5 protein-coding genes are annotated in these 20,422 nt (G+C 75.4%); all 5 read right to left on the minus strand.

Translation table 11 applies throughout. The features are described from left to right. Positions 1-68 precede the first annotated feature (68 nt). The 5 genes from ACFWIC_RS26875 to ACFWIC_RS26895 all read right to left on the minus strand — a co-directional run bounded on the left by ACFWIC_RS26875 (position 69) and on the right by ACFWIC_RS26895 (position 20,420). Complete coding sequence (locus tag ACFWIC_RS26875; protein ID WP_380520191.1) at positions 69-15,335, minus strand: non-ribosomal peptide synthase/polyketide synthase; 15,267 nt, start codon at positions 15,333-15,335, stop codon at positions 69-71. A gap of 85 nt (positions 15,336-15,420) precedes the next feature. Continuing rightward, complete coding sequence (locus ACFWIC_RS26880) at positions 15,421-16,932, minus strand: UbiD family decarboxylase domain-containing protein (protein WP_380520192.1); 1,512 nt, start codon at positions 16,930-16,932, stop codon at positions 15,421-15,423. Beyond that, the gene (locus tag ACFWIC_RS26885) at positions 16,929-18,287 is read right to left on the minus strand and encodes a hypothetical protein (protein WP_355405905.1); all 1,359 of its coding nucleotides are present in this window, start codon (positions 18,285-18,287) and stop codon (positions 16,929-16,931) included. Before ACFWIC_RS26885 ends, ACFWIC_RS26880 begins: the two co-directional genes overlap by 4 nt. A 7-nt stretch (positions 18,288-18,294) precedes the next feature. Further along, entirely contained in the window at positions 18,295-19,686 is a 1,392-nt protein-coding gene (locus tag ACFWIC_RS26890) for a TrpB-like pyridoxal phosphate-dependent enzyme (RefSeq protein WP_329881460.1), read from the minus strand. A gap of 44 nt (positions 19,687-19,730) precedes the next feature. After that, a complete protein-coding gene (locus ACFWIC_RS26895) occupies positions 19,731-20,420 on the minus strand; it encodes a transglutaminase-like domain-containing protein (protein WP_329881461.1) in 690 nt (229 codons plus the stop codon). Positions 20,421-20,422 lie beyond the last annotated feature (2 nt).

Here is a 20,422-nt window from a genome sequence, read left to right on the forward strand (position 1 = left end):
CGTTCCTCTCGGTGGAGCGGGGCGGAGCCGGGCCGGCCGCGGGTGACCGGCCCGGCGGGTTGCGGGGTTCAGCCGGTCGCGGTCCGGCGCAGCTCGGCGGCGAGCACCGAGCCGATCCGGCCGATCGGCTGCGGACGGGTCATCGCGCCGTGCTCGCAGTCCACCGGGTGGTCGTGGACCGTCCCGGTGATGTGCGCCGCCCAGTCGTGGGCGGTCGGGTCGTCGGCCGACTTGTCCGCCGTGGCGGTGAAGAACAGCAGGTCGCCGTCGAACCGGCGGGGCGTGAACCGGCTCGCCAGGTCCAGGTTCCGGACGAACCCGCGGGCCAGGTCCACCAGTTGTCCGGGCGTCAGCTCGGCGAGCGGGCTCTGTCGCGCCCTGAGCAGGTCCAGCGCCCGCTCTGGCGTGAGCGCCTCAACGGCGCCAGTCTGCACCGGGTGACCTAGCGAGTCAAGAAGATCCGCCAGCGCCTGCTGATCATCCGTCAGGCCGCCCTGGGGGCGCGGAGCCGGGTAGCTGTCGAGCAGGGCCAGCAGCGCGACCTGCTCGCCCCGCTCGCACAACCGGACGGCGATCTCGTGCGCGACCGTGCCGCCGAACGACCACCCCAGCAGGTGGTACGGACCCTCGGGCTGGACCTCGCGGATCAGCGCGAGGTACTGCTCGGCCATCTCGGCGAGCGTCGCCGGCGCGCCGTCCGGTCCGGTCAGCGAGCGGGCCTGGAGGCCGTACAGCGGGCGCTGGGGCTCCAGTTCGCGCAGCAGGCCGGAGTACACCCAGGCGATGCCGGCCGCCGGGTGGACGGCGAACAGCGGCGGCAGGGTGCCCTCCGCGCGCAGCGGCAGCAGCGGGGCGAAGTCGTCCGACCGCGTGAGCGTCCCCGCCGCGCCGGCGGTGACCCGCTCGGCCAGCCGGGCGACGGTGGGCGCCTCGAACAGGGCGCGGATGCCCAGGTCGGCCCCGGTGGTCCCGCGCAGCCGGGCGATCAGCCGGGCGGCGAGCAGGGAGTGGCCGCCGAGGTCGAAGAAGCCGTCGTCGACCCCGACCACCGGGACGTCGAGCACCTCCGCGAAGGCGGCGCACAGCTCCTTCTCCAGCGCCGTCCGCGGTGCGCGCCCGGGCAGCGACGGGGCCGCGTCCGGTACGGGCAGGGCGCGGCGGTCCAGCTTGCCGTTGGGCGTGAGCGGCAGGCGCTCCAGCTCGACCAGCGCGGACGGCACCATGTAGGCGGGCAGCGTCCGGCCGAGCGCGGCCCGGATCGCGGAGCCGTCCAGCGGGCCGGCCGCCGGGACGACGTAGCCGACCAGGCGCTGGTCACCGGGGACGTCCTCGCGCACCACCACGGCGGCGGAGACGATGTCCGGACGGCCGGTCAGCGCGGCGGCGATCTCGCCGGGCTCGATCCGGAAGCCGCGCAGCTTCACCTGGTCGTCGGCGCGGCCGAGGTAGACCAGCTGGCCGTCCGCGGTCCAGCGGGCGAGGTCGCCGGTGCGGTACATCCGGCTGCCGGGCGGGCCGTACGGGTCGGCGGTGAAGCGCTCGGCGGTCAGCCCGGGGCGGCCGAGGTAGCCGCGGGCCAGGCTGGCACCGGCGACGTACAGCTCGCCGGAGACGCCGGGGGCGGCCAGCCGCAGCTGCGGGTCGAGCACGTACGCCCGGGTGTTGGCGAACGGCCGGCCGATCGGCACCGCGCCGTCGGCCAGCGGCTCGCCGGGGGCGATCCGGTACTGGGTGCAGTTGACCGTCGCCTCCGTCGGCCCGTACACGTTGACCACGGTGGCGTCCGGGTGCCGGCGCCGCCAGTCGGCGACCACCGCGCCGGTCAGCGCCTCGCCGCCGAGCAGCAGTTCCCCGGCGGGCGAGAACGCGTCGGGCAGCGCGGCCAGCAGCGGCAGGTGGCTCGGGGTCGCCTTGAGGAAGGTCACCGGCTGCTCGGCGAGCGCGGCCGAGGTCAGCGGGTCCTCCTCCAGGGCGGCCAGGTGCACGCAGCCGCCGACCACCAGCGGGGTCCACAGCGCGGTCACCGTCAGGTCGAAGGAGACCGGCGAGTGCACCAGAGCCGCGCCGCCGGCGCTCGGGTAGTCGGCCGCCGTCCAGCCCAGGTAGTCCGCCACCGAGCGGTGCTCGACCAGTACGCCCTTGGGGCGGCCGGTGGAGCCCGAGGTGTAGATGACGTACGCGGGGTGGCGGGGCGTCAGCCGGCCGAGCCGGTCGGCGTCGGTCAGGTCGGTGTCCCGCTGGCCGGACAGCAGGCCGGTCACGTCGGGCCGGTCCAGCTCCCAGACCTCGGGGCCGTCGACGACCGGCAGTCCGGCGCCCACCTCCAGGGTGGTGAGCAGCAGGGTCGGTGCCGCGTCCTCCAGGGTGTAGGCGATCCGGTCCTCGGGGTGCGAGGGGTCGACGGGCAGGTACGCGGCACCGGACTTGAGGACCGCGAGCAGCGCCACCACCAGCTCAGCCGAGCGCGGCAGGGCCAGGGCGACCAGCCGCTCCGGGCCGGCGCCGCGCTCGACCAGCAGCCGGGCGAGGCGGTTGGCGCGGGCGTTGAGCTCCGCGTAGGTGAGGGTCTGCCCGGCGACCCGCAGGGCGGGGCGGTCGGGCGTCCGGGCGGCCTGCGCCTCGAACAGCTCGGGGACGGGCACGACGGGCACCGGCCGCTCGCCGCCGCTCCAGTCGTGGAGCAGCAGCTCGTGCTCGACCGGTTCCAGCACGTCGAGCCTGCCGACGGGCCGGTCGGGCGCGGCGACGGCCTGGGTCAGCAGCCGGATCAGCCGGTCGACCAGCCCGCGGGCGGTGGCGCGGTCGTAGAGGTCGACGTCGAACTGCAGGGTGCCGTCCAGTCCGGCCGCCGTGCCGTCCGGGTGGAAGCGCTCGCTGAAGTGCGCGGCGAGGTCGAACTTGGCACCGCTCTGCTCGGTGTCGTACAGCTCGGTGCGCAGGCCGGGCAGCTCGAAGGCCGGCTCGGCGTTGTTGTGCACCGTCAGCAGCACCTGGAACAGCGGGTGCCGGGCGGGCGAGCGGACGGGGTTGAGGGCCTCGACGAGGTGCTCGAACGGCAGGTCCTGGTGGGCGTAGGCGGCCAGGTCGGCCTCCTTGACCCGGTCGACCAGTTCGCGGAACGTCGGGTCGCCCGAGGTGTCGGTCCGCAGGACCAGCGTGTTCAGGAAGAAGCCGACCAGGTCGTCGAGCGCCTCGTCGGTGCGCCCGGCGATCGGTGTGCCGAACGGGATGTCCGATCCCGCGCCGAGGGCGCCGAAGAGGGTGGCGAGACCTGCCTGCAGGACCATGAAGAGGCTCGCCTGCTGCTGCCTGGCCAGGCGGGCCAGGGCGTCGTGCAGCGGGGCGTCGACCCGGAAGTCCAGGCCCTCGCCGCGGTGGCCGGCCACGGCCGGCCGGGGCCGGTCGGTGGGCAGCGCGAGCTCCTCCGGCAGGCCGTCCAGCGCCCGCCGCCAGTGGTCGAGCTGGCCGGCGAGCACGCTGCCCGGCCGGTCGGCGGCGCCGAGCACCCGCTGCTGCCAGAGGGTGTAGTCGGCGTACTGGACCGGCAGGGGTGCGAACCCGGGGGTCCGGCCGGCGCTGCGCGCGGCGTAGGCGGTGGCGAGGTCGCGGGTCAGCGGGGCCATCGACCAGCCGTCGGTGGCGATGTGGTGCAGGGTGAGCAGCAGGACGTGGTCCTGGTCGCCGAGGGCGAACAGGGTGGCCCGCAGCGGGATCTCGGTGGCCAGGTCGAAGGCGTGCGCGGCGGCGGCGCGGGCCGCGCCGGCGAGCCCGTCCTCGTCGGTCCCGAGGACCTCCAGGTCCGGGGCGGCGTCGGCGGGCGCCAGCAGGTGCTGGCGCGCGGTGCCGTCGTGGTCGGGGAAGACGGTGCGCAGGCTCTCGTGACGGTCCGTCAGGTCGGCCAGGGCGGCCCGCAGCGCCGCGCGGTCCAGCGGACCCCGCAGCCGGAAGGAGAGCGGGATGTTGTAGGTGGCGTTCGGTCCCTCCAGCCGGTTGAGGAACCAGAGCCGGCGCTGGGCGAAGGAGAGCGGGACGACCTCCGGGCGCGGGCCGGCCGTCAGCGCGGGGCGGGCCTGTTCGGCGGCGCCGAGCTCCTCGGCCAGGCGGGCGACGGTCGGCGCCGCGAAGAGCGTGCGGATGCCGACCTCCACGCCCAGGACGGTGCGGATGCGCCCGGCCAGCCGGGTGGCGAGCAGGGAGTGGCCGCCGAGGTCGAAGAAGCTGTCGTCGATGCCGACCCTGGGCAGGCCGAGCAGGTCGGCGAACAGGGTGCAGAGCGCCTCCTCCTGCGGGGTGCGGGGCTCCCGGCCGGACACGGCGGTGCCGAAGTCCGGTTCGGGCAGGGCCTTGCGGTCGGTCTTGCCGCTGGGCGTCAGCGGCAGCGCGTCCAGGACCACGACGACGGTCGGCACCATGTAGTCGGGCAGGGCGCCGCCGAGGAAGGCGCGCACCTCCGCCGGGTCGAGGCCGGCGCCGGTGGCGGGGACGGCGTAGCCGACCAGCCGCTTGACGCCGCCGGCGCCCTCGCTGACGACCACGGCGCCCGCCGCGACGCCGGGGTGGCGGGCCAGTGCGGTCTCGATCTCGCCGAGCTCGATCCGGAAGCCGCGCACCTTGACCTGGTGGTCGACCCGGCCGAGGAACTCCAGGTTGCCGTCCAGGCGTCGGCGCACCAGGTCGCCGGTGCGGTACATCCGGCTGCCGGCCGGGCCGTGCGGGTCGGCGACGAAGCGCTCGGCGGTCAGGCCGGGCCGCTGCCAGTAGCCGCGGGCCAGGCCGGATCCGGCGATGTAGAGCTCGCCCGGCACGCCGACCGGGACGGGCCGCAGGCCGGCGTCCAGGACGTGGGTGCGGGTGTTCCAGATCGGGCGGCCGATCGGCGGGGCCTGCGGGGCGGGGCTGAGCGGGTCGCTCATGGTGGCGACGACGGTGGTCTCGGTGGGGCCGTAGACCTGCATCACGGTGCGGCCCGGGGACCAGCGCTCGACCATGTCGGCGGGCAGGGCCTCCCCGCCGACCACGAAGCCGCGCAGGGTGGGCAGGTCGCCGTCGGGCAGCGAGGCCAGCATCGGGGCGACCAGGTCGGTGTGGGTGACGCCGTGCCGGCTGATCAGGTCGTACAGCTCCTGGCCGGCGGCCTGCTGGTCCGGTCCGGGCACCACCAGGGCGGCGCCCGAGGAGAGCGTCATCACGATGTCGGCCATCGACACGTCGAAGCTGATCGAGACGACCAGCAGGAAGCGGCTTCCGGGGCCGAGCCCGAGCCGGTCGACGTGGGTGCCGGCCACCGAGGCGATGCCGCGGTGGGTGACCACCACGCCCTTGGGGCGGCCCGTGGAGCCAGAGGTGTAGATGACGTAGCCGGGCCGGTCGAGGGTGAGCGGCGCGGTGCGGTCCGCGTCGGTCGGGTCGACGGCCGGCTGCGACCGGTCCTCCTCCGGGTGGTCGAGGACGATCACCGGGCGGTCCGCGGCGGGCAGCCGGTCAGCGACGGCCCCGGTGGTGAGCACCAGCGCCGGGTCTCCGTCGGCCAGCATGTACGCGATGCGGTCGGCCGGGTAGCCGGGGTCGATCGGCAGGTAGGCGGCGCCGGCCTTGGCCACGCCGAGCAGTCCCACGACCATCTCGACCGAGCGGGGCACGGCGAGCGCGACGAACTGCTCGGGGCCGACGCCGAGGCCGATCAGGCGGTGGGCGAGCCGGTTGGCCCGTTCGTTGAGCTCGCGGTACGAGACCACGGTGTCGCCGAAGACCACGGCGTCGCCGTCGGGGGTGCGGGCCGCCTGGGCCTCGAACAGCTCCGGCAGGGTCGCGGCCGGGACCTCGCGGGCGGTGTCGTTCCAGCCGTGCAGCAGCAGCCGCCGCTCGTCGGTGCCGAGGACCTCCAGCTCGCCGATGCGGCGGCCGGGGTCGGCGACCGCGCTCTCCAGCAGGCGCAGCAGGTGTCCGGCGAACCGCTCGGCGGTCCCGCGGTCGAACAGGTCGGCGCTGTACTCGACGACGCCCTCGATCCCGGCCGGCAGGCCGTCCGTGCCGCGCCGCTCGACCAGGTCGAGTGCGAGGTCGAACTTGGCCAGTCCGAGCGGGACGATCTCGGCGCGACCGGTCAGCCCCGGCAGGTCGAGTTCGGCGGTGAGGCTCTCCTGGAAGGCCAGCATCACCTGGAACAGCGGGTGGCGGGCCAGCGACCGGGCCGGGTTGACCAGCTCGACCAGCCGCTCGAACGGCAGGTCCGGGTGGGCGTACGCGGCGAGGTCGTGGGTGCGGACGCGGTCCAGCAGCTCGGTGAAGGCCGGGTCGCCGGAGGTGTCGGTGCGCAGCACCAGGGTGTTGACGAAGAAGCCCACCAGCTCGTCGAGTTCGTCGTCGGTGCGGGCCGCGATCGGGCTGCCGATCGGGATGTCCTCGCCGGCTCCGAGCCGGGTGAGCAGGGTGGCCAGCGCGGTCTGGAGCAGCATGAACACGGTGGCGCCGTTCTCCCGGGCCACCTCCTGGATCCGGCGGTGGAGCCCGGCGTCGATGCGCAGCGGGACGGTGCCGCCGCGGTAGCCGGCGACCGCCGGGCGCGGCCGGTCGGTGGGCAGGTCGAGCTGGTCGGGCAGGCCGTCCAGCGCGGTGCGCCAGAAGCCGAGCTGCTGGGAGAACGGGCTCTGCTCGTCCTCCTCGGAGCCGAGCACCTCGCGCTGCCAGAGCGTGTAGTCGCCGTACTGGACGGGCAGTTCGTCCCACTGCGGGGCGGAGCCCGCCGTCCGGGCCGCGTAGGCGCGGGAGAGGTCGCGGGTGAGCGGGGTGGTGGACGGGCCGTCGGCGGCGATGTGGTGCAGGACCAGCAGCAGCACGTGTTCCCGCTCGCCCAGGGCGTGCAGGTGGGCGCGCAGCGGGATCTCGGTGGCGAGGTCGAAGCCGCCGGTGGAGGCGGCGTGCAGGTCGCCGGCGAGGGTCTCGCGGGTCGACGCCCGCTCGTGCAGCCGGGGGCGGGCCTCCTGCGGGTCGAGGACCCGCTGGTACGGCTCGCCGTCGAACTCCGGGAAGAGGGTGCGCAGGGCCTGGTGGCGGCCGGTCACGTCGGCGAGCGCCGCTTCGAGCGCGGCCCGGTCGAGCGGCCCGTCGAGGTGCAGCGCGATCGGGATGTTGTACAGCGGCGAGCCGCCCTCGAAGCGGTTGAGGAACCAGAGGCGGCCCTGCTGGTAGGAGAGCGGCAGCCGCTCGGGTCGCTCGTGGCGGCGCAGTGCGGGGCGGGCGCCGGCGGCGCCGGCGAGCCGTTCGGCGAGGCCGGCCACGGTCGGCGCCTCGAACAGGTGGCGGATCTTCAGCTCGGCGTCGAACAGGGCCCGGATCCGGCTGATCAGGCGGATGGCGAGCAGGGAGTGGCCGCCGAGGGCGAAGAAGCTCTCCTCCAGCGGCACCGAGGGCAGACCGAGCACCTCGGCGAACAGGCCGGCGATCAGCTCCTCCTGGACGGTGCGCGCCGCGCGGCCGGCCCGGGCGCCCTGCTCGTCCTCGTAGGCGGGGGCGGGCAGGGCCTTGCGGTCGAGCTTGCCGTTGGGCGTGAGCGGCAGCCGGTCGAGCAGCAGGACGGCGCCGGGCACCATGTAGTCGGGCAGCTCGGTCGCGGCGTGCCGGCGCAGCTCGGCCGGGTCGGGGCCGGTGGCGTCCGGGGTGTCGGCCGCGGCGGGCACCACGTACCCGACGAGCCGCTTGTCGCCGGGCTGGTCCTCGCGGACCAGGACGGCGGCCTGCGCCACGCGCGGGTGGGCGGCGAGCACGGACTCGATCTCGCCGAGCTCGATCCGGAAGCCGCGCAGCTTGACCTGCTGGTCGACCCGGCCGAGGTAGTCGAGGTGGCCGTCGGCGGTCCAGCGGGCGAGGTCGCCGGTGCGGTACATCCGGCTGCCGGGCGGGCCGTACGGGTCGGCGGTGAAGCGCTCGGCGGTCAGTCCGGGGCGGCCGAGGTAGCCGCGGGCCAGGCCCTCGCCGGCGATGTACAGCTCGCCGGGGACGCCGGGGGCGGTGAGGGCGAGGTTGCCGTCGAGGAGGCGGATGCGGGTGTTGTGGACGGGCCGGCCGATGACGGGTGCGCCGGGGCGCCCGTCCAGTGCCGCGGAGGTGGACCAGACGGTGGTCTCGGTGGGGCCGTACATGTTGCTGACGCCGGCGGACAGTTCGCGCAGCCGGGCGGCCAGGGCTGGCGGCACGGCCTCGCCGCCGACGAGGACCCGTACCCCGGCGAGTGCCTGCGGGTGGGTGGCGATCAGCGCCTGCCAGAGCGAGGGGGTGGCCTGGGCCACGCGGACCCGCTCGGTCGCGATCAGTGCGGCGAGCGCGGCCGGGTCCTGGACGGTCTCCTTGGCGGCGACCACCAGCCCCGCGCCGGCCAGCAGCGGCAGGTACATCTCCAGTGCGGCGATGTCGAAGGCGACGGTGGTGACGCCGAGCAGGCGGTCGTCGGCGGTCATCGGGAACTGCTCGCCCATCGCGGCCAGGAAGTTGCCGAGCGCGGAACGGGGCACGACGACGCCCTTGGGGCGGCCGGTGGACCCGGAGGTGTAGATCACGTACGCCGGGGTGGCGGGGTCCACGGTGATGCCCGGGGACGTCGTGGGCAGGTCGGCGAGCCGGTCCTCGCGGTCGAGGAGCAGCCGGGGCACGACGCCGTCGACGGGGGTGTCGGAGGTGGTGACGACCAGGGCGGGGGCCGCGTCCCGGAGCATGTAGGTGATCCGCTCGGCCGGGTAGTCCACGTCCAGCGGCAGGTAGCCGGCGCCGGTCTTGAGGACGGCGAGCAGCGCGGTGACCAGGTCCGCGGTCCGCGGCAGGGCCAGCGCGACGAACTGCTCGGGCCGCACGCCCTCGGCGATCAGCAGGTGGGCGAGCCGGTTGGCGCGCTCGTCGAGCTCCCGGTACGTCAGCCGCTCGGTGCCGGCGACGACCGCGAGCGCGTCCGGGGTGGCCCGGGCGACGGCCTCGAACTGCTCGGGCAGGCTCTGCGCGGGCAGGGCGCGGCCGGTGTCGTTCCAGTCGTGCAGCAGCCGGTCCCGCTCGTCGTCACCGAGGACGTCGAGGCCGCCGAGGCGGCTGCCGGGGTCGGCGACGACGGCCTCCAGCAGCCGGCGCAGCCTGGTGAGCAGCAGTTCGACGCTCGACCGGTCGTAGAGGTCGAGGCTGTACTCGGCGACGCCGGTGATGCCGCCGCCGGGCCGCTCCTCGCAGTACAGCGAGAGGTCGAACTTGGCGGCGTCGAGGGCGACCTCGACCGGCTCGGTGCTGAGGCCGGTCAGTCCGTGGTCGGCGTCGGGCGTGTTCTGCAGGGCCAGGAAGACCTGGAACAGCGCGTGGCGGGCGAGCGAGCGGGTCGGGTTCAGCGCCTCCACCAGCCGCTCGAACGGCACGTCCTGGTTGCCGTAGGCGGCGAGGTCGGTGTCGCGGACGCGGCGCAGCAGCTCGGTGAAGGCCGGGTCGCCGGAGGTGTCGGTGCGCAGCACCAGGTTGTTGATGAAGAGGCCGACCAGGCCGTCCAGGGCCTCGTCGGTGCGGCCGGCGACGGGGCTGCCGATCGGGATGTCGGTGCCGGCGCCGAGCTTGCCGAGCAGGGTCGCGAGGGCGGCCTGCAGCACCATGAACAGGGTGGCCTGCTCGGAGCGGGCGAGTGCCAGCAGCCCGCGGTGCAGCTCGGCGTCCAGCTCGAAGGGGACGCTCTCGCCGCGGTAGCTCGCCCGGGCCGGCCGGGGCCGGTCGGTGGGCAGTTCGAGCTGGTCCGGCAGCGCGGCCAGCGCCTGGCGCCAGTGGTCGAGCTGGCGGGCGTACGGGCTGTCCGCCTCGTCCTCGGAGCCGAGCGCCTCGCGCTGCCAGAGCGCGAAGTCGACGTACTGCGCGGGAAGTTCGTCCCAGCGCGGGACGTCGCCGACGGTCCGCGCGGCGTAGGCGCGGGCCAGGTCGTGGCGCAGCGGCGCGATCGACCAGCCGTCGGCGGCGATGTGGTGCAGCACCAGCAGGAGGACGTGCTCCTGCTCACCGAGCTCGAACAGCTCGGCGCGCAGCGGGGGTTCGGCGGCGAGGTCGAACGGGCGGGCCGCCGAGGCGGTCAGGGCGGCCGCGAGGCCCGCGGCCGGGACCGGCGTGACCGGCAGCCCGGGGGCGGCCTCGGGCAGCACCAGCTGGTAGGGCTCGCCGTCCCGGGCCGGGAAGAGGGTGCGCAGCGCCTCGTGCCGGGCGGTGACGTCGGCCAGCGCCGCGGTGAGTGCCGCCCGGTCCAGCGGGCCGCCCAGGCGCAGGGCGACCGGGATGTGGCCGGCGGCCGGGTTCTCGTCCATCCGGCTGAGGAACCAGAGCCGCTGCTGGCCGTAGGAGAGCGGCGGGTGCGCGGGCCGCGGGCGACGGCCCAGCGGGGCCCGGGCGGTGGCCGCGCCGTCCAGTTGCAGCGCCAGGGCCTCGGGCGTGGGCGCGTCGAACAGCGCGCGGACGCCGAGCTCGGCACCGAACGCGGTACGGATCCGGCTGACCAGGCGGGTGGCGAGCAGCGAGTGGCCGCCGAGGGCGAAGAAGTCGTCCTGCACGCCGACCCGGTCGACACCGAGCACCTCGGCGAACAGGTCGCAGAGCAGTTCCTCGGGCAGGCCCCGGGCGGCCCGGCCGGGGCCTGCCCCGGCCTCGGCGGCGGGCGCCGGCAGCGCCTTGCGGTCCAGCTTGCCGTTCGGGTTGAGCGGGAACGCCTCCAGCACCACGACCGCGGACGGCACCAGGTGGGCCGGCAGCCGCTGCGCGAGGACGCGCCGCACCTCGTCGGGCCCGGCGGTGCCGGTCACGTAGCCGACCAGGCGGCGGTCGCCGGGGCGGTCCTCGCGGACCGTGGCAACGGCCTGGGTGACGCCGTCGACCCCGGCCAGTTCGGCCTCGATCTCGCCGAGTTCGATCCGGAAGCCGCGGATCTTCACCTGGTGGTCGAGCCGGCCGAGGTACTCGACCTGGCCGTCGGCCGTCCAGCGGGCGAGGTCGCCGGTGCGGTACATCCGGGTGCCCGGGGCGCCGTGCGGGTCGGCGACGAACCGCTCGGCGGTCAGCGCGGGGCGGCCCAGGTAGCCGCGGGCCACGCCGTCACCGGCGATGTACAGCTCGCCGGCGACACCGGCCGGCACCGGGCGGAGCCCGGCGTCCAGCACGTAGACCCGGGTGCGGCGCAGCGGCCGGCCGATCGGCGGGGCGGCGTCCACCGCGCCGGTGCCGTACCAGGCGGTGGCGTAGACGGTGGCCTCGGTGGGGCCGTAGATGTTGGCCAGCCGGTCGGCCCCGAGGGCCGCCGCGATGTCGGTGGCAGCCTGGGCGGGCAGGCCCTCGCCCGCCAGGACGACGGTGCCGGCCCTGGCGTCCAGGTCACCCTGGGCGACCAGCTGGGCGAGCGCGGAGGGCACGCCGCTGATCAGCGTGGCGGGGCGGCCGCCGCGGTCGGCGAGCGCGAGGAGGTCGGGCAGCACCTCGACGGTGCCGCCGGAGAGCAGCGGTCCGAACAGCTCGAACACCGAGACGTCGAAGTTGAGCGAGGTGGTGAGCAGCACGTGCGCGAGGCGTTCCGGTCCGAACTCCTCGCGCGCCCAGGCCGCCAGGTTGGCGACCGAGGCGTGCTGGACCACCACGCCCTTGGGGCGGCCGGTGGAGCCCGAGGTGTAGATGGCGTACGCCGGGTGCTCGGGCCGCAGCGGCACCTGCGGGTCGGTGTCGGGGCGGGCGGCGGCGAGGCCGGGCTCGTCGAGGAGCAGCGCGGGCACCCCCGTGTCGGGCAGGTCGACTCCCCCGACGGTCAGCACGAGGGCGGGCCGGGCGTCCCGGAGCAGGTAGTCGATGCGCTCGACCGGGTACGTGGGGTCGACCGGCAGGTAGCCGGCGCCGGCCTTGAGGACGGCCAGCAGGGCGACCACCGCGCGCTCGTCCCGGGGCAGGGCGAGGGCCACGAACTGCTCGGGCCCGACGCCGCGGTCGATCAGCTCGTGGGCGAGCCGGTTGGCCCGGGCGTCGAGCTCGGCGTAGGTGAGCCGGCGGTCGCCCGCCAGGACGGCGAGGTGGTCGGGCGTCTCGGCCGCCTGGGCCCGGAACAGCGCGGGCAGCGTCCGGTGGACCACCGGCGCGTCGGTGTCGTTCCAGGTCTCCAGCACCCGGTGGCGCTCGGTCGCGGAGAGCACCGAGACCTCGGTGGTCCGCTGCTCCGGGTCGTCGGCCAGCGCGGTCAGCAGCCGGACCAGCCGCTCGCCGAGCCGGACGGCCTCGGCGGGGCTGAAGCTGTGGGTCTGGTGGCTCAGCCGCAGCCGCAGCCGCTCGCCGGGGTGGACGAGCAGGGCCAGCGGGTAGTGCACGGCGTAGCGGCTGTCCACGGCGGCGCCGGTGCGGTCCCCGGGGAAGCTCTCGAAGACCGTCAGGGTGTCGAACAGCTCGCCGTGGCCGACCAGTTGCTGGATCTCGGCCAGCCCGGTGTACTGGTGGGCGGCCATCGCGGCCTGCTGCTCCTGGAGCCCGGCCAGCAGCGCGGACAGGGTCTGTTCGGGGGCGATCCGGACGCGGACCGGCACGGTGTTGATGAACAGGCCCACCATGCCCTCGATGCCGGGCAGTTCGGGCGCCCGGCCCGACACGGTGGCGCCGAACACCACGTCGTCGCGGCCGGTGAGCCGGGCCAGCAGCAGCGCCCAGGCGCCCTGGACCGCGGTGTTGAGGGTCAGCCCGCGGGCGCGCAGCACGCCGTCGAGCCGGTCGGTGAGCGCGGCGGACAGCTCCACCCAGTGGTCGCAGGGCAGTTCGTCGGCGATGCGGGCGCCGGCGGCGCCCGGGGCGAGCAGGACGGGCTCCTCCAGCCCGTCGAGCAGGGTGCGCCAGGCCTCCCGGGACGCTTCCTGGTCGCGCCCGGCGAGCAGGGCCAGGTAGTCGCGGTAGGGGGTGACCGGGCCCGGCTCGGCGCCGGCGAGCAGCGCGGACAGCTCGTCCAGCAGTACCGGCAGCGACCAGCCGTCGACCAGGATGTGGTGGAAGGTCAGGGCGGCGCGGCGGCCGCGCGGGCCGAGCTCGGCGACGGCGATCCGCACCAGCGGCGGCGTGGAGAGGTCGAATCCGCGCCGGCGCTCGGCGTCGAACAGCTCGGCGGCCTTGCGCGGCGCGTTCGGGCCGACGTACTCGACGACGGTGAACTCCGGATCGGCGCCGGCCGGGACGAACTGGACGGGCGGCTCCAGGTCGTCGTGGGCGAAGCCGGCCCGGAGGTTGGGGTGGCGGTCCAGCAGCCGGCCGACCGCGGTCCGCAGCGCCTCGGGCTCGGCGTCCAGCTCGAAGACCAGCTGGACCGCGTAGACGTCCAGGGCGCCCTTGGAGTACTCGGCGTGGAACAGCAGGCCCTGCTGGAGGGGGGAGAGCGGCCAGAACTCGACGGCGTCGGGCTGGACGGCGCGCAGCCGGGCCACCTGGGCGGCGGGCGGCTCGGGCAGGGCGGGCAGCGCGAGGGCGGCCTCCTCGGCCGGCTCCCCGGCGAGGGCGGCGAGGGCCGCGACGGTGCGGTGGGTGAACACGTCGTGCTGGGTGAGCGCGAACCCGGCCCGGCGGGCCCGGCTGACCAGCTGGATGGCGCGGATCGAGTCGCCGCCGAGGTCGAAGAAGTTCTCCTCGACCGAGAGTTCCGGCAGGCCGAGCAGTTCGGCGGCCAGGTCGTGCAGGATCAGCTCGGTGGGCGTGCGCGGAGCGGCCCGGACGGTGTCCGGCGCGGCGGCGGGCGCCGGCAGGGCCTTGCGGTCCAGCTTGCCGTTCGGCGTCAGCGGGAAGGCGTCGAGCAGCACGAACGCGCTCGGCACCATGTACTCGGGCAGGGCTGCGGCGGCGGCCTCGCGCACCGCGGCGACGTCGACGACGCCGTCGGGCTCCGGCACCAGGTAGGCCACCAGCCGCTTGCTGCCGGGCCGGTCCTCCCGGGCCAGCACGGCGCACGCGCCGACGCCGGGCCGGGCGTCCAGCACCGCCTCGATCTCGCCCAGTTCGATCCGCAGGCCGCGGATCTTCACCTGGTGGTCGGCGCGGCCCGCGTACACCACCGCGCCGTCCTCGCGCCAGCGGGCGAGGTCGCCGGTGCGGTACATCCGGGTGCCGGGCGGCCCGTAGGGGTCGGCGACGAAGCGCTCGGCGGTCAGTCCGGGGCGGCCGAGGTAGCCGCGGGCCAGCTGGACGCCGGAGAGGTAGAGCTCGCCGGTCTCGCCGATCGCGGCCGGCCGCAGCTCGGCGTCGAGCACGTGCACCCGGGTGTTCCAGACCGGCCGGCCGATCGGCACGGAGAGCTCGCCCGGCTCGGGGACGCACTCCCAGAAGGTGACGTCGACGGACGCCTCGGTCGGCCCGTAGAGGTTGTGCAGCGGTACGCCGGGCAGCAGGGTCCGGAAGCGGGCCGCGAGTTCGACCGGCAGCGCCTCGCCGCTGGCGATCACGCGGCGCAGCCCGGCGCAGCCGGCGGCGGCGGGCTCGTCGACGAAGGCCTGGAGCATCGACGGGACGAAGTGCACGGTGGTGATCCGGCGTTCGCGGATCAGCTCGGCCAGGTAGGCCGGGTCGCGGTGTCCGTCCGGGCGGGCGACCACCAGCACGGCGCCGGTGATCAGCGGCCAGAAGAACTCCCAGACCGACACGTCGAAGCCGGACGGGGTCTTCTGGAGCACCCGGTCGTCCTCGGTCAGGCCGTACGCGGCCTGCATCCAGTGGAGCCGGTTGACGATGCCCTCGTGCGGGACGACGACGCCCTTGGGGCGGCCGGTGGAGCCGGAGGTGTAGATGACGTACGCGGCGTCGGCCGGGCTCGGGGCGCCCGGGCCGCCGTGCGCCCCGACCGGTGTTCCGGTGGACGCCCCGTCGGGAGTCCCGTCGGTCTCCGGGAGCTCGTCCAGGACGAGGGTCGGGACGCCCGCCCCGGCCGGGTGGCCCACGGTGCTGTGGCTGAGCAGCAGCACCGGCGCCGCGTCGTCGAGCAGGTAGGCGATCCGGTCGGCCGGGTAGTCGGGGTCGACCGGCAGGTAGGCGGCGCCGGTCCTGAGCACCGCCAGCAGGGCGACCACCAGCTCCACCGAGCGCGGCACGGTGAGCGCCACCAGCCGGTCCGGGCCGGCCCCGTGCAGCCGCAGACGGGCGGCCAGCCGCTCGGCTCTGGTGTCGAGTTCGGCGTAACTGAGCTCGGTGTCCTCGAAGATCAGCGCGGTGCGGTCCGGCGTACGGGCCGCCTGGTCGGCGAGCAGCCCGGTCAGGGTCGCCGACGTGCCGGGCAGCTCCTGCGCGGTGTCGTTCCAGTCGGCTGGGGCGATCCGGCGCCCGGCCGTGTGCTGCCCAGTCATGTCTTCCCCTCGGAGGTGGCATCGTGCTCGGTGACGCGTCGTTGAGCGGTGGCGCTCGCGGTGCGGGGTGCGCCGGCCCCGGTGGTCAGCTCTGTGCGGACCGGAAGCTGCGTTCGGTGCGGGTGCGGAGCCGGTAGGGGGTGGTGGCGTCGACGAAGGTGCGGGCCGGCGCCTCCGGCGGACCGCCGCGCTCCCCCGCCCATTCGGCGGTCTGCGACGGGTCCATCGGGACCGGTGGGTGCCCGGGCAGTTCGACGCAGTCCGCGCCGAGGTTGGCCCGGGTGGTGAGGGCCCACAGCAGTTCCTCGGCGCTGCGGATCCGGACGTCGTCGTCGGTGAAGAGCACCGTCTTGACGAACGGGTGCCGGCGCACGACCTCCTCGGCCAGTGCGGCCAGTGCCCGGTCCCCCTCGGCGGACTCCTTGCGGACGGCGACGGCGAGCAGGAGCATGCCGCCCCCCGCGGGTGAGAAGTGCAGGTCGTGCACGTGCAGCGCGGGCGCGGACGGCAGCGACAGGGCCACCGAGAGCGCACCGGCGGCGCCCAGGATGTGCGACTGCTCGCGGCCGGGTCCGATCACGGCCTGGTAGAGCGGGTCGCGCCGGGTGGTGACACCGGTGACGGTGAGCACCGGCAGCCCGCTCCTGGCCCGCCCGTCGTAGCCGAGGAACTCCGGGAGCGAGCCGTCCGGCGGGGAGCCCGGCAGGGCTTCGTCGGCCAGCGTGCCGTCCAGGAACCCCTCCAGCACGATCTCGCTCTCCGCGAGCGCGGTCGCACCGGGCTGGGTGAGTGCGGGGACGAGCCCGACCGGCGCCCCGGCCAGGCCGCCGGCCACCGTCAGCTTGTCCGAACCTGTCGGCAGGAAGCGGGAGTTGATCGCCGAAGCGATCATCGCGGCGGGCGGCACCCCGATGTTGACGGTGACCGGGAGGCGTTCGCCGCGCGCCACCGCCTCCTGGTGGAGCTGCCCGAGCCGCCGGCCGGGCACCATCCAGACGGTCAGCCGGTCCCGGCCGATCACCAGCATCCGGTGCGCGGAGAGCGCGCTGCCCCCGGTGGCGGCGTCGCCCGCGTGCACGAGCGCGGCGGTCAGGTACGGCCCGGCGTCCCGGGGGGTGGCGGTGAGCACCGGCAGCTCCCGCAGGTCCACCTCCCCCGCCACCACCTGCTGGCAGGGCGCGGTGTCCGTCCGCACCGGCGGGAGGCCGGCCGCCACCAGGGCGGCGGCGCTCCGCGGCGTGGTGTGCCGGGGCAGACCGGGCAGCCAGCCGCGCACCCGGTCCTCGTCGCCGTACAGCCCGAGCAGCACCGGCGGGACCGCGCGGCCGGACGGCACCGGCGGGACCGGACGGGCGGGCGGGTCCGTCGCGTCGGCCGGGCCGGCCGCGTCGGGCAGCACCCCGGTGTACAGCACCGCCGGTTCGGGCCGGGCCAGGCCGACCGCCGGCACGCCGGAGTACCGCTCGGCGAAGTCGGCGGCGACCGCCTCGCGGGCGATCGGCTCGTCCCGGCCGAGCACCGGCAGCCCGGCCAGCGCGGCCCGCAGCGAGAGCCCGGCGGTCACGGTCTCCGCCGCGGGGTGGGGGTAGATGGTCACCACGTCGCCACGGCTCCTTCGCCCAGCTCGCCGAACCAGCCGTCCAGGTCGGGGTGGCGCAGCAGGCCGGTGCCGATCAGCAGGCCCCGGTACCCGGCGGCCAGCAGCCCCCTGGCGTCCTGCGGCGTCTCGATGCCGCTGGCGCTGACGGGCACCCTGGTCCCGGTGGCCAGGACGTCGGGCAGCAGGCGCAGGCTGCGGCCGAGGTCGGGCGCGTCCTGTTCCTTCTGCCGGATGTCCTTGTTGTTGACGGCCACCACGCAGGACTCGCCGTGCACCACCGTCGCCAGCTCGCGTTCGTCCGTGACCTCGACGAACGGGGTCAGCCCGTGGGCCAGGGCGGACTCGATCAGCCCGGGCAGCACCCCGCGCGGCAGCACCGTGGCGGTGAGCAGGACGGCCGCCGCACCGGCCGCGCGGGCCGCCGCGAGCTGCCGGTCCTTGGTGAAGAAGTCCTTGACCAGGACCGGCAGTTCGGTGGCGGCGACGACCTCGTCCAGCAGCGCCGGGGTGCCGCCGAACCAGGAGCCGGTGACCACCGAGAGCGCGGGCGCGCCCAGCCGGGTGTACCGGTCCACGATCTCCCGCACCGGCCGGCCGCGGAACAGGTCCTCGCCGTGGGCGCTGCGGGCCTTGAGCTCCATGACGACCGGCAGCCGGGCGGCCAGCAGCGCCGCCGGGAACGCCCCGGCGGCGGGCTGCCAGGCCGACCTGATCCGCTCGACCCGCTGCGTGTCGAAGGCGCCGCCCGGACCGCGCGCGGCGCTGTCCACGTCGATGCCGTCGAAGCCGGGGCGGCTCCGGACGGTCCGGTACGCGGCGGAGTTGACCGCGCTGATCCCGCCGGCCAGCATGAACGGCTTGGTCAGCCGCCCGAGCACCGCCTCGACGGCGTCCGCGTCCAGCGGCACACCGGTGCTGCCGATCCGGCCGTCGGCGCCCACCGAGTCGAACAGGAAGACGTCCACGCCCGCCTGCTCGTAGGCCCCGATCAGCGGCTTCTCCAGCACCCGGCCGTCCCGGACGTGGAGCACCTTCAGCAGCTCGACGCCGGGCAGCTCCGCGCGGATCGCCGCCACCTGGGCGGGTGTCGCGTAGCCGTGCAACTGCACCCGCGACACCCCCGAGGCGGTGACCGCTTCGCGCAGTGCCGCCGGGTCGGCGAGCAGGGTCACCAGGACCGGGGCCGGCCCGCCGGCCGAGCGCGCGCACTCGGCCAGTCGGACCAGCTCCGGCAGGTCGAGGTCCGCGGGCCCGTCCGGCACGCCGTACCAGAGCCCGACCAGATCGACCGGGGCTCCGGCGAGCAGCCGCAGCTGGTCCTCACCGGTGACCCCGCACACCTTCAGCCGCACGGTTCGTTCAGCTCCCCGTGGCCTGGGTACCGGTGGAGCCCGACCCGAACTGCTCCGGCAGCCGGGCCAGCGAGCGCGCGACGAGCTCCTGGTCGAAGCCCTCGTCGACGAGCTCGCCGCCCAGGTACTTCTCGTAGGCGGAGAGGTCGAAGTGGCCGTGGCCGGAGAGTCCGAACAGGATGGCCTCGGAGCGGCCCTCCTCCTTGAGCCGCAGCGCCTCGTCGATGGCCACCCGGATGGCGTGGGTGGACTCGGGCGCGGGCACGATGCCCTCGGTCCGGGCGAAGGTCACGCCGGCCTCGAAGCAGCTGGTCTGCGGGACGGCGCGCGCCTCCAGCAGGCCGTCCTCCAGCGCCTGGCTGACCAGCGGCGCGATGCCGTGGTAGCGCAGGCCGCCGGCGTGGATCGCGGGCGGCACGAAGGAGTGGCCGAGGGTGTGCATCTTCAGCAGCGGGGTCAGTCCGGTGGTGTCGCCGAAGTCGTAGGCGACACGGCCCTGGGTGAGGCTCGGGCAGGCGGACGGCTCCGCGGCGATCACCCGCACCCGGCGCCCGCCGCGCAGCTGCTCGCCGAGGAACGGGAAGGCCAGGCCGGCCAGGTTGCTGCCGCCGCCGGCCGCCCCGATGATGATGTCCGGGTAGTCGTCGGCCATCTCCAGCTGGAGCAGCGCCTCCTTGCCGATCACCGTCTGGTGCAGCGCGACGTGGTTGAGCACGCTGCCGCCCGCGTAGTTGGTGAACGGGTCGTTCATCGCGACCTCGATCGCCTCGGACGTCGCGATGCCGAGGCTTCCCGGGCAGTCCGGGTCGTCCGCCAGGATGCCGCGCCCGGCGGCGGTCTCGGTCGACGGGCTGGGCACGCAGGTCGCGCCGTACGCGTGCATCAGGGCGCGGCGGTAGGGCTTCTGGTGGTAGCTGACCTTCACCATGAAGACCTTGACCTCCAGACCGAAGAAGGCCCCGGCGAGGGAGAGCGAGGAGCCCCACTGCCCGGCCCCGGTCTCGGTGGCGAGCCGGCGGATGCCGGCCTCCTTGTTGTAGAAGGCCTGCGCGATACCGGTGTTGGGCTTGTGGCTGCCGGCCGGGCTGCCGCCCTCGTACTTGTAGTAGATCCGCGCGGGGGTGTCGAGCAGCTTCTCCAGGCGGCGGGCCCGGAACAGCGGCGCCGGCCGCCACTGGGCGTAGATCTGCCGGACCACGGACGGGATCTCGATGTCCCGCTCCAGGGTGAGCTCCTGCTCGGCCAGCTCCTTCGGCATGATCCCGACCAGGTCCTCGACCGTCGCGGGCTGCCCCGTGCCCGGGTGCAGCGGGGGCGAGAGCACGGGCAGGTCGGCGGCCAGGTTGTACCAGGACGTCGGGATCTGCGAATCGGCCAGCTGGTACTTGATGGTGTCCACGGTGTCGGCCTCCGGGCCTGGTGGTGGGTCGCGGGGAAGAGGTGTCAGGTGGTGCGGCGGGCGGCCGCGTCGGCCACCAGCGAACCGGCGGTGAACCGCCGGGATTCCGGCCCGGCGAACAGACCGGGGTGCTCACGGCGCATCCCGGTCAGCACCAGGTCGTACGGCAGGTCGTCGAACTCGCCGTGCTCGTGCAGGAATTCCATCTGCCGGGCGCCGTGCTCGTCGAAGGGGTGGTGCACGCTGTCGGCCGTCCCGTCGAACTCCAGCGGCTTCATCCCGTAGAGACGGCAGAGCAGCTTGTTGAAGACCGGGGTGGCCCGCACCCAGCGCCCGTCCAGCTGGACGGAGGTGAGCGCGTGGTAGTAGAAGACGTCGCCTCCGACGTACTCCTTGATCCGCTCGGACGCCAGGTGGTTGCGCACGTCGGTGAGCACCAGGCGGCCGGGGACGCCGACCGAGCGGAGCGCCGCCAGGTACACCAGCGACTTGTGGATGCACATGCCGCGCTTCGCCCGCAGGGTCCCGCTGGCGGTCAGTGCCTCGCGGGTGAACTCCGCACCGTAGATCTCGTAGTTGATCCGGTCCCGCACGGCGTAGTACAGCCGCACCGCGCGGTCGCGGTCGTCCGTACCGCCGTCCGGCAGCACCTCGGCGACGAAGGCGCTCACCTCCGGCGCGGTGTGGTCGATGAAGTCGGTCGCCGCCAGGGTGGCGGACACGTCACTCGACATGG

Origin of the sequence: Kitasatospora sp. NPDC127035 (assembly GCF_042726075.1) — a bacterium.
In the GTDB taxonomy this organism is placed as follows: Bacteria; Actinomycetota; Actinomycetes; order Streptomycetales; family Streptomycetaceae; genus Kitasatospora.

Excerpts from the sequence above, each read along its gene's own strand:
- ACFWIC_RS26875 (WP_380520191.1), bottom strand. The coding sequence starts at position 15,335 with ATGACTGGGCAGCACACGGCCGGGCGCCGGATCGCCCCAGCCGACTGG.
- ACFWIC_RS26895 (WP_329881461.1), bottom strand. The coding sequence starts at position 20,420 with ATGTCGAGTGACGTGTCCGCCACCCTGGCGGCGACCGACTTCATCGAC.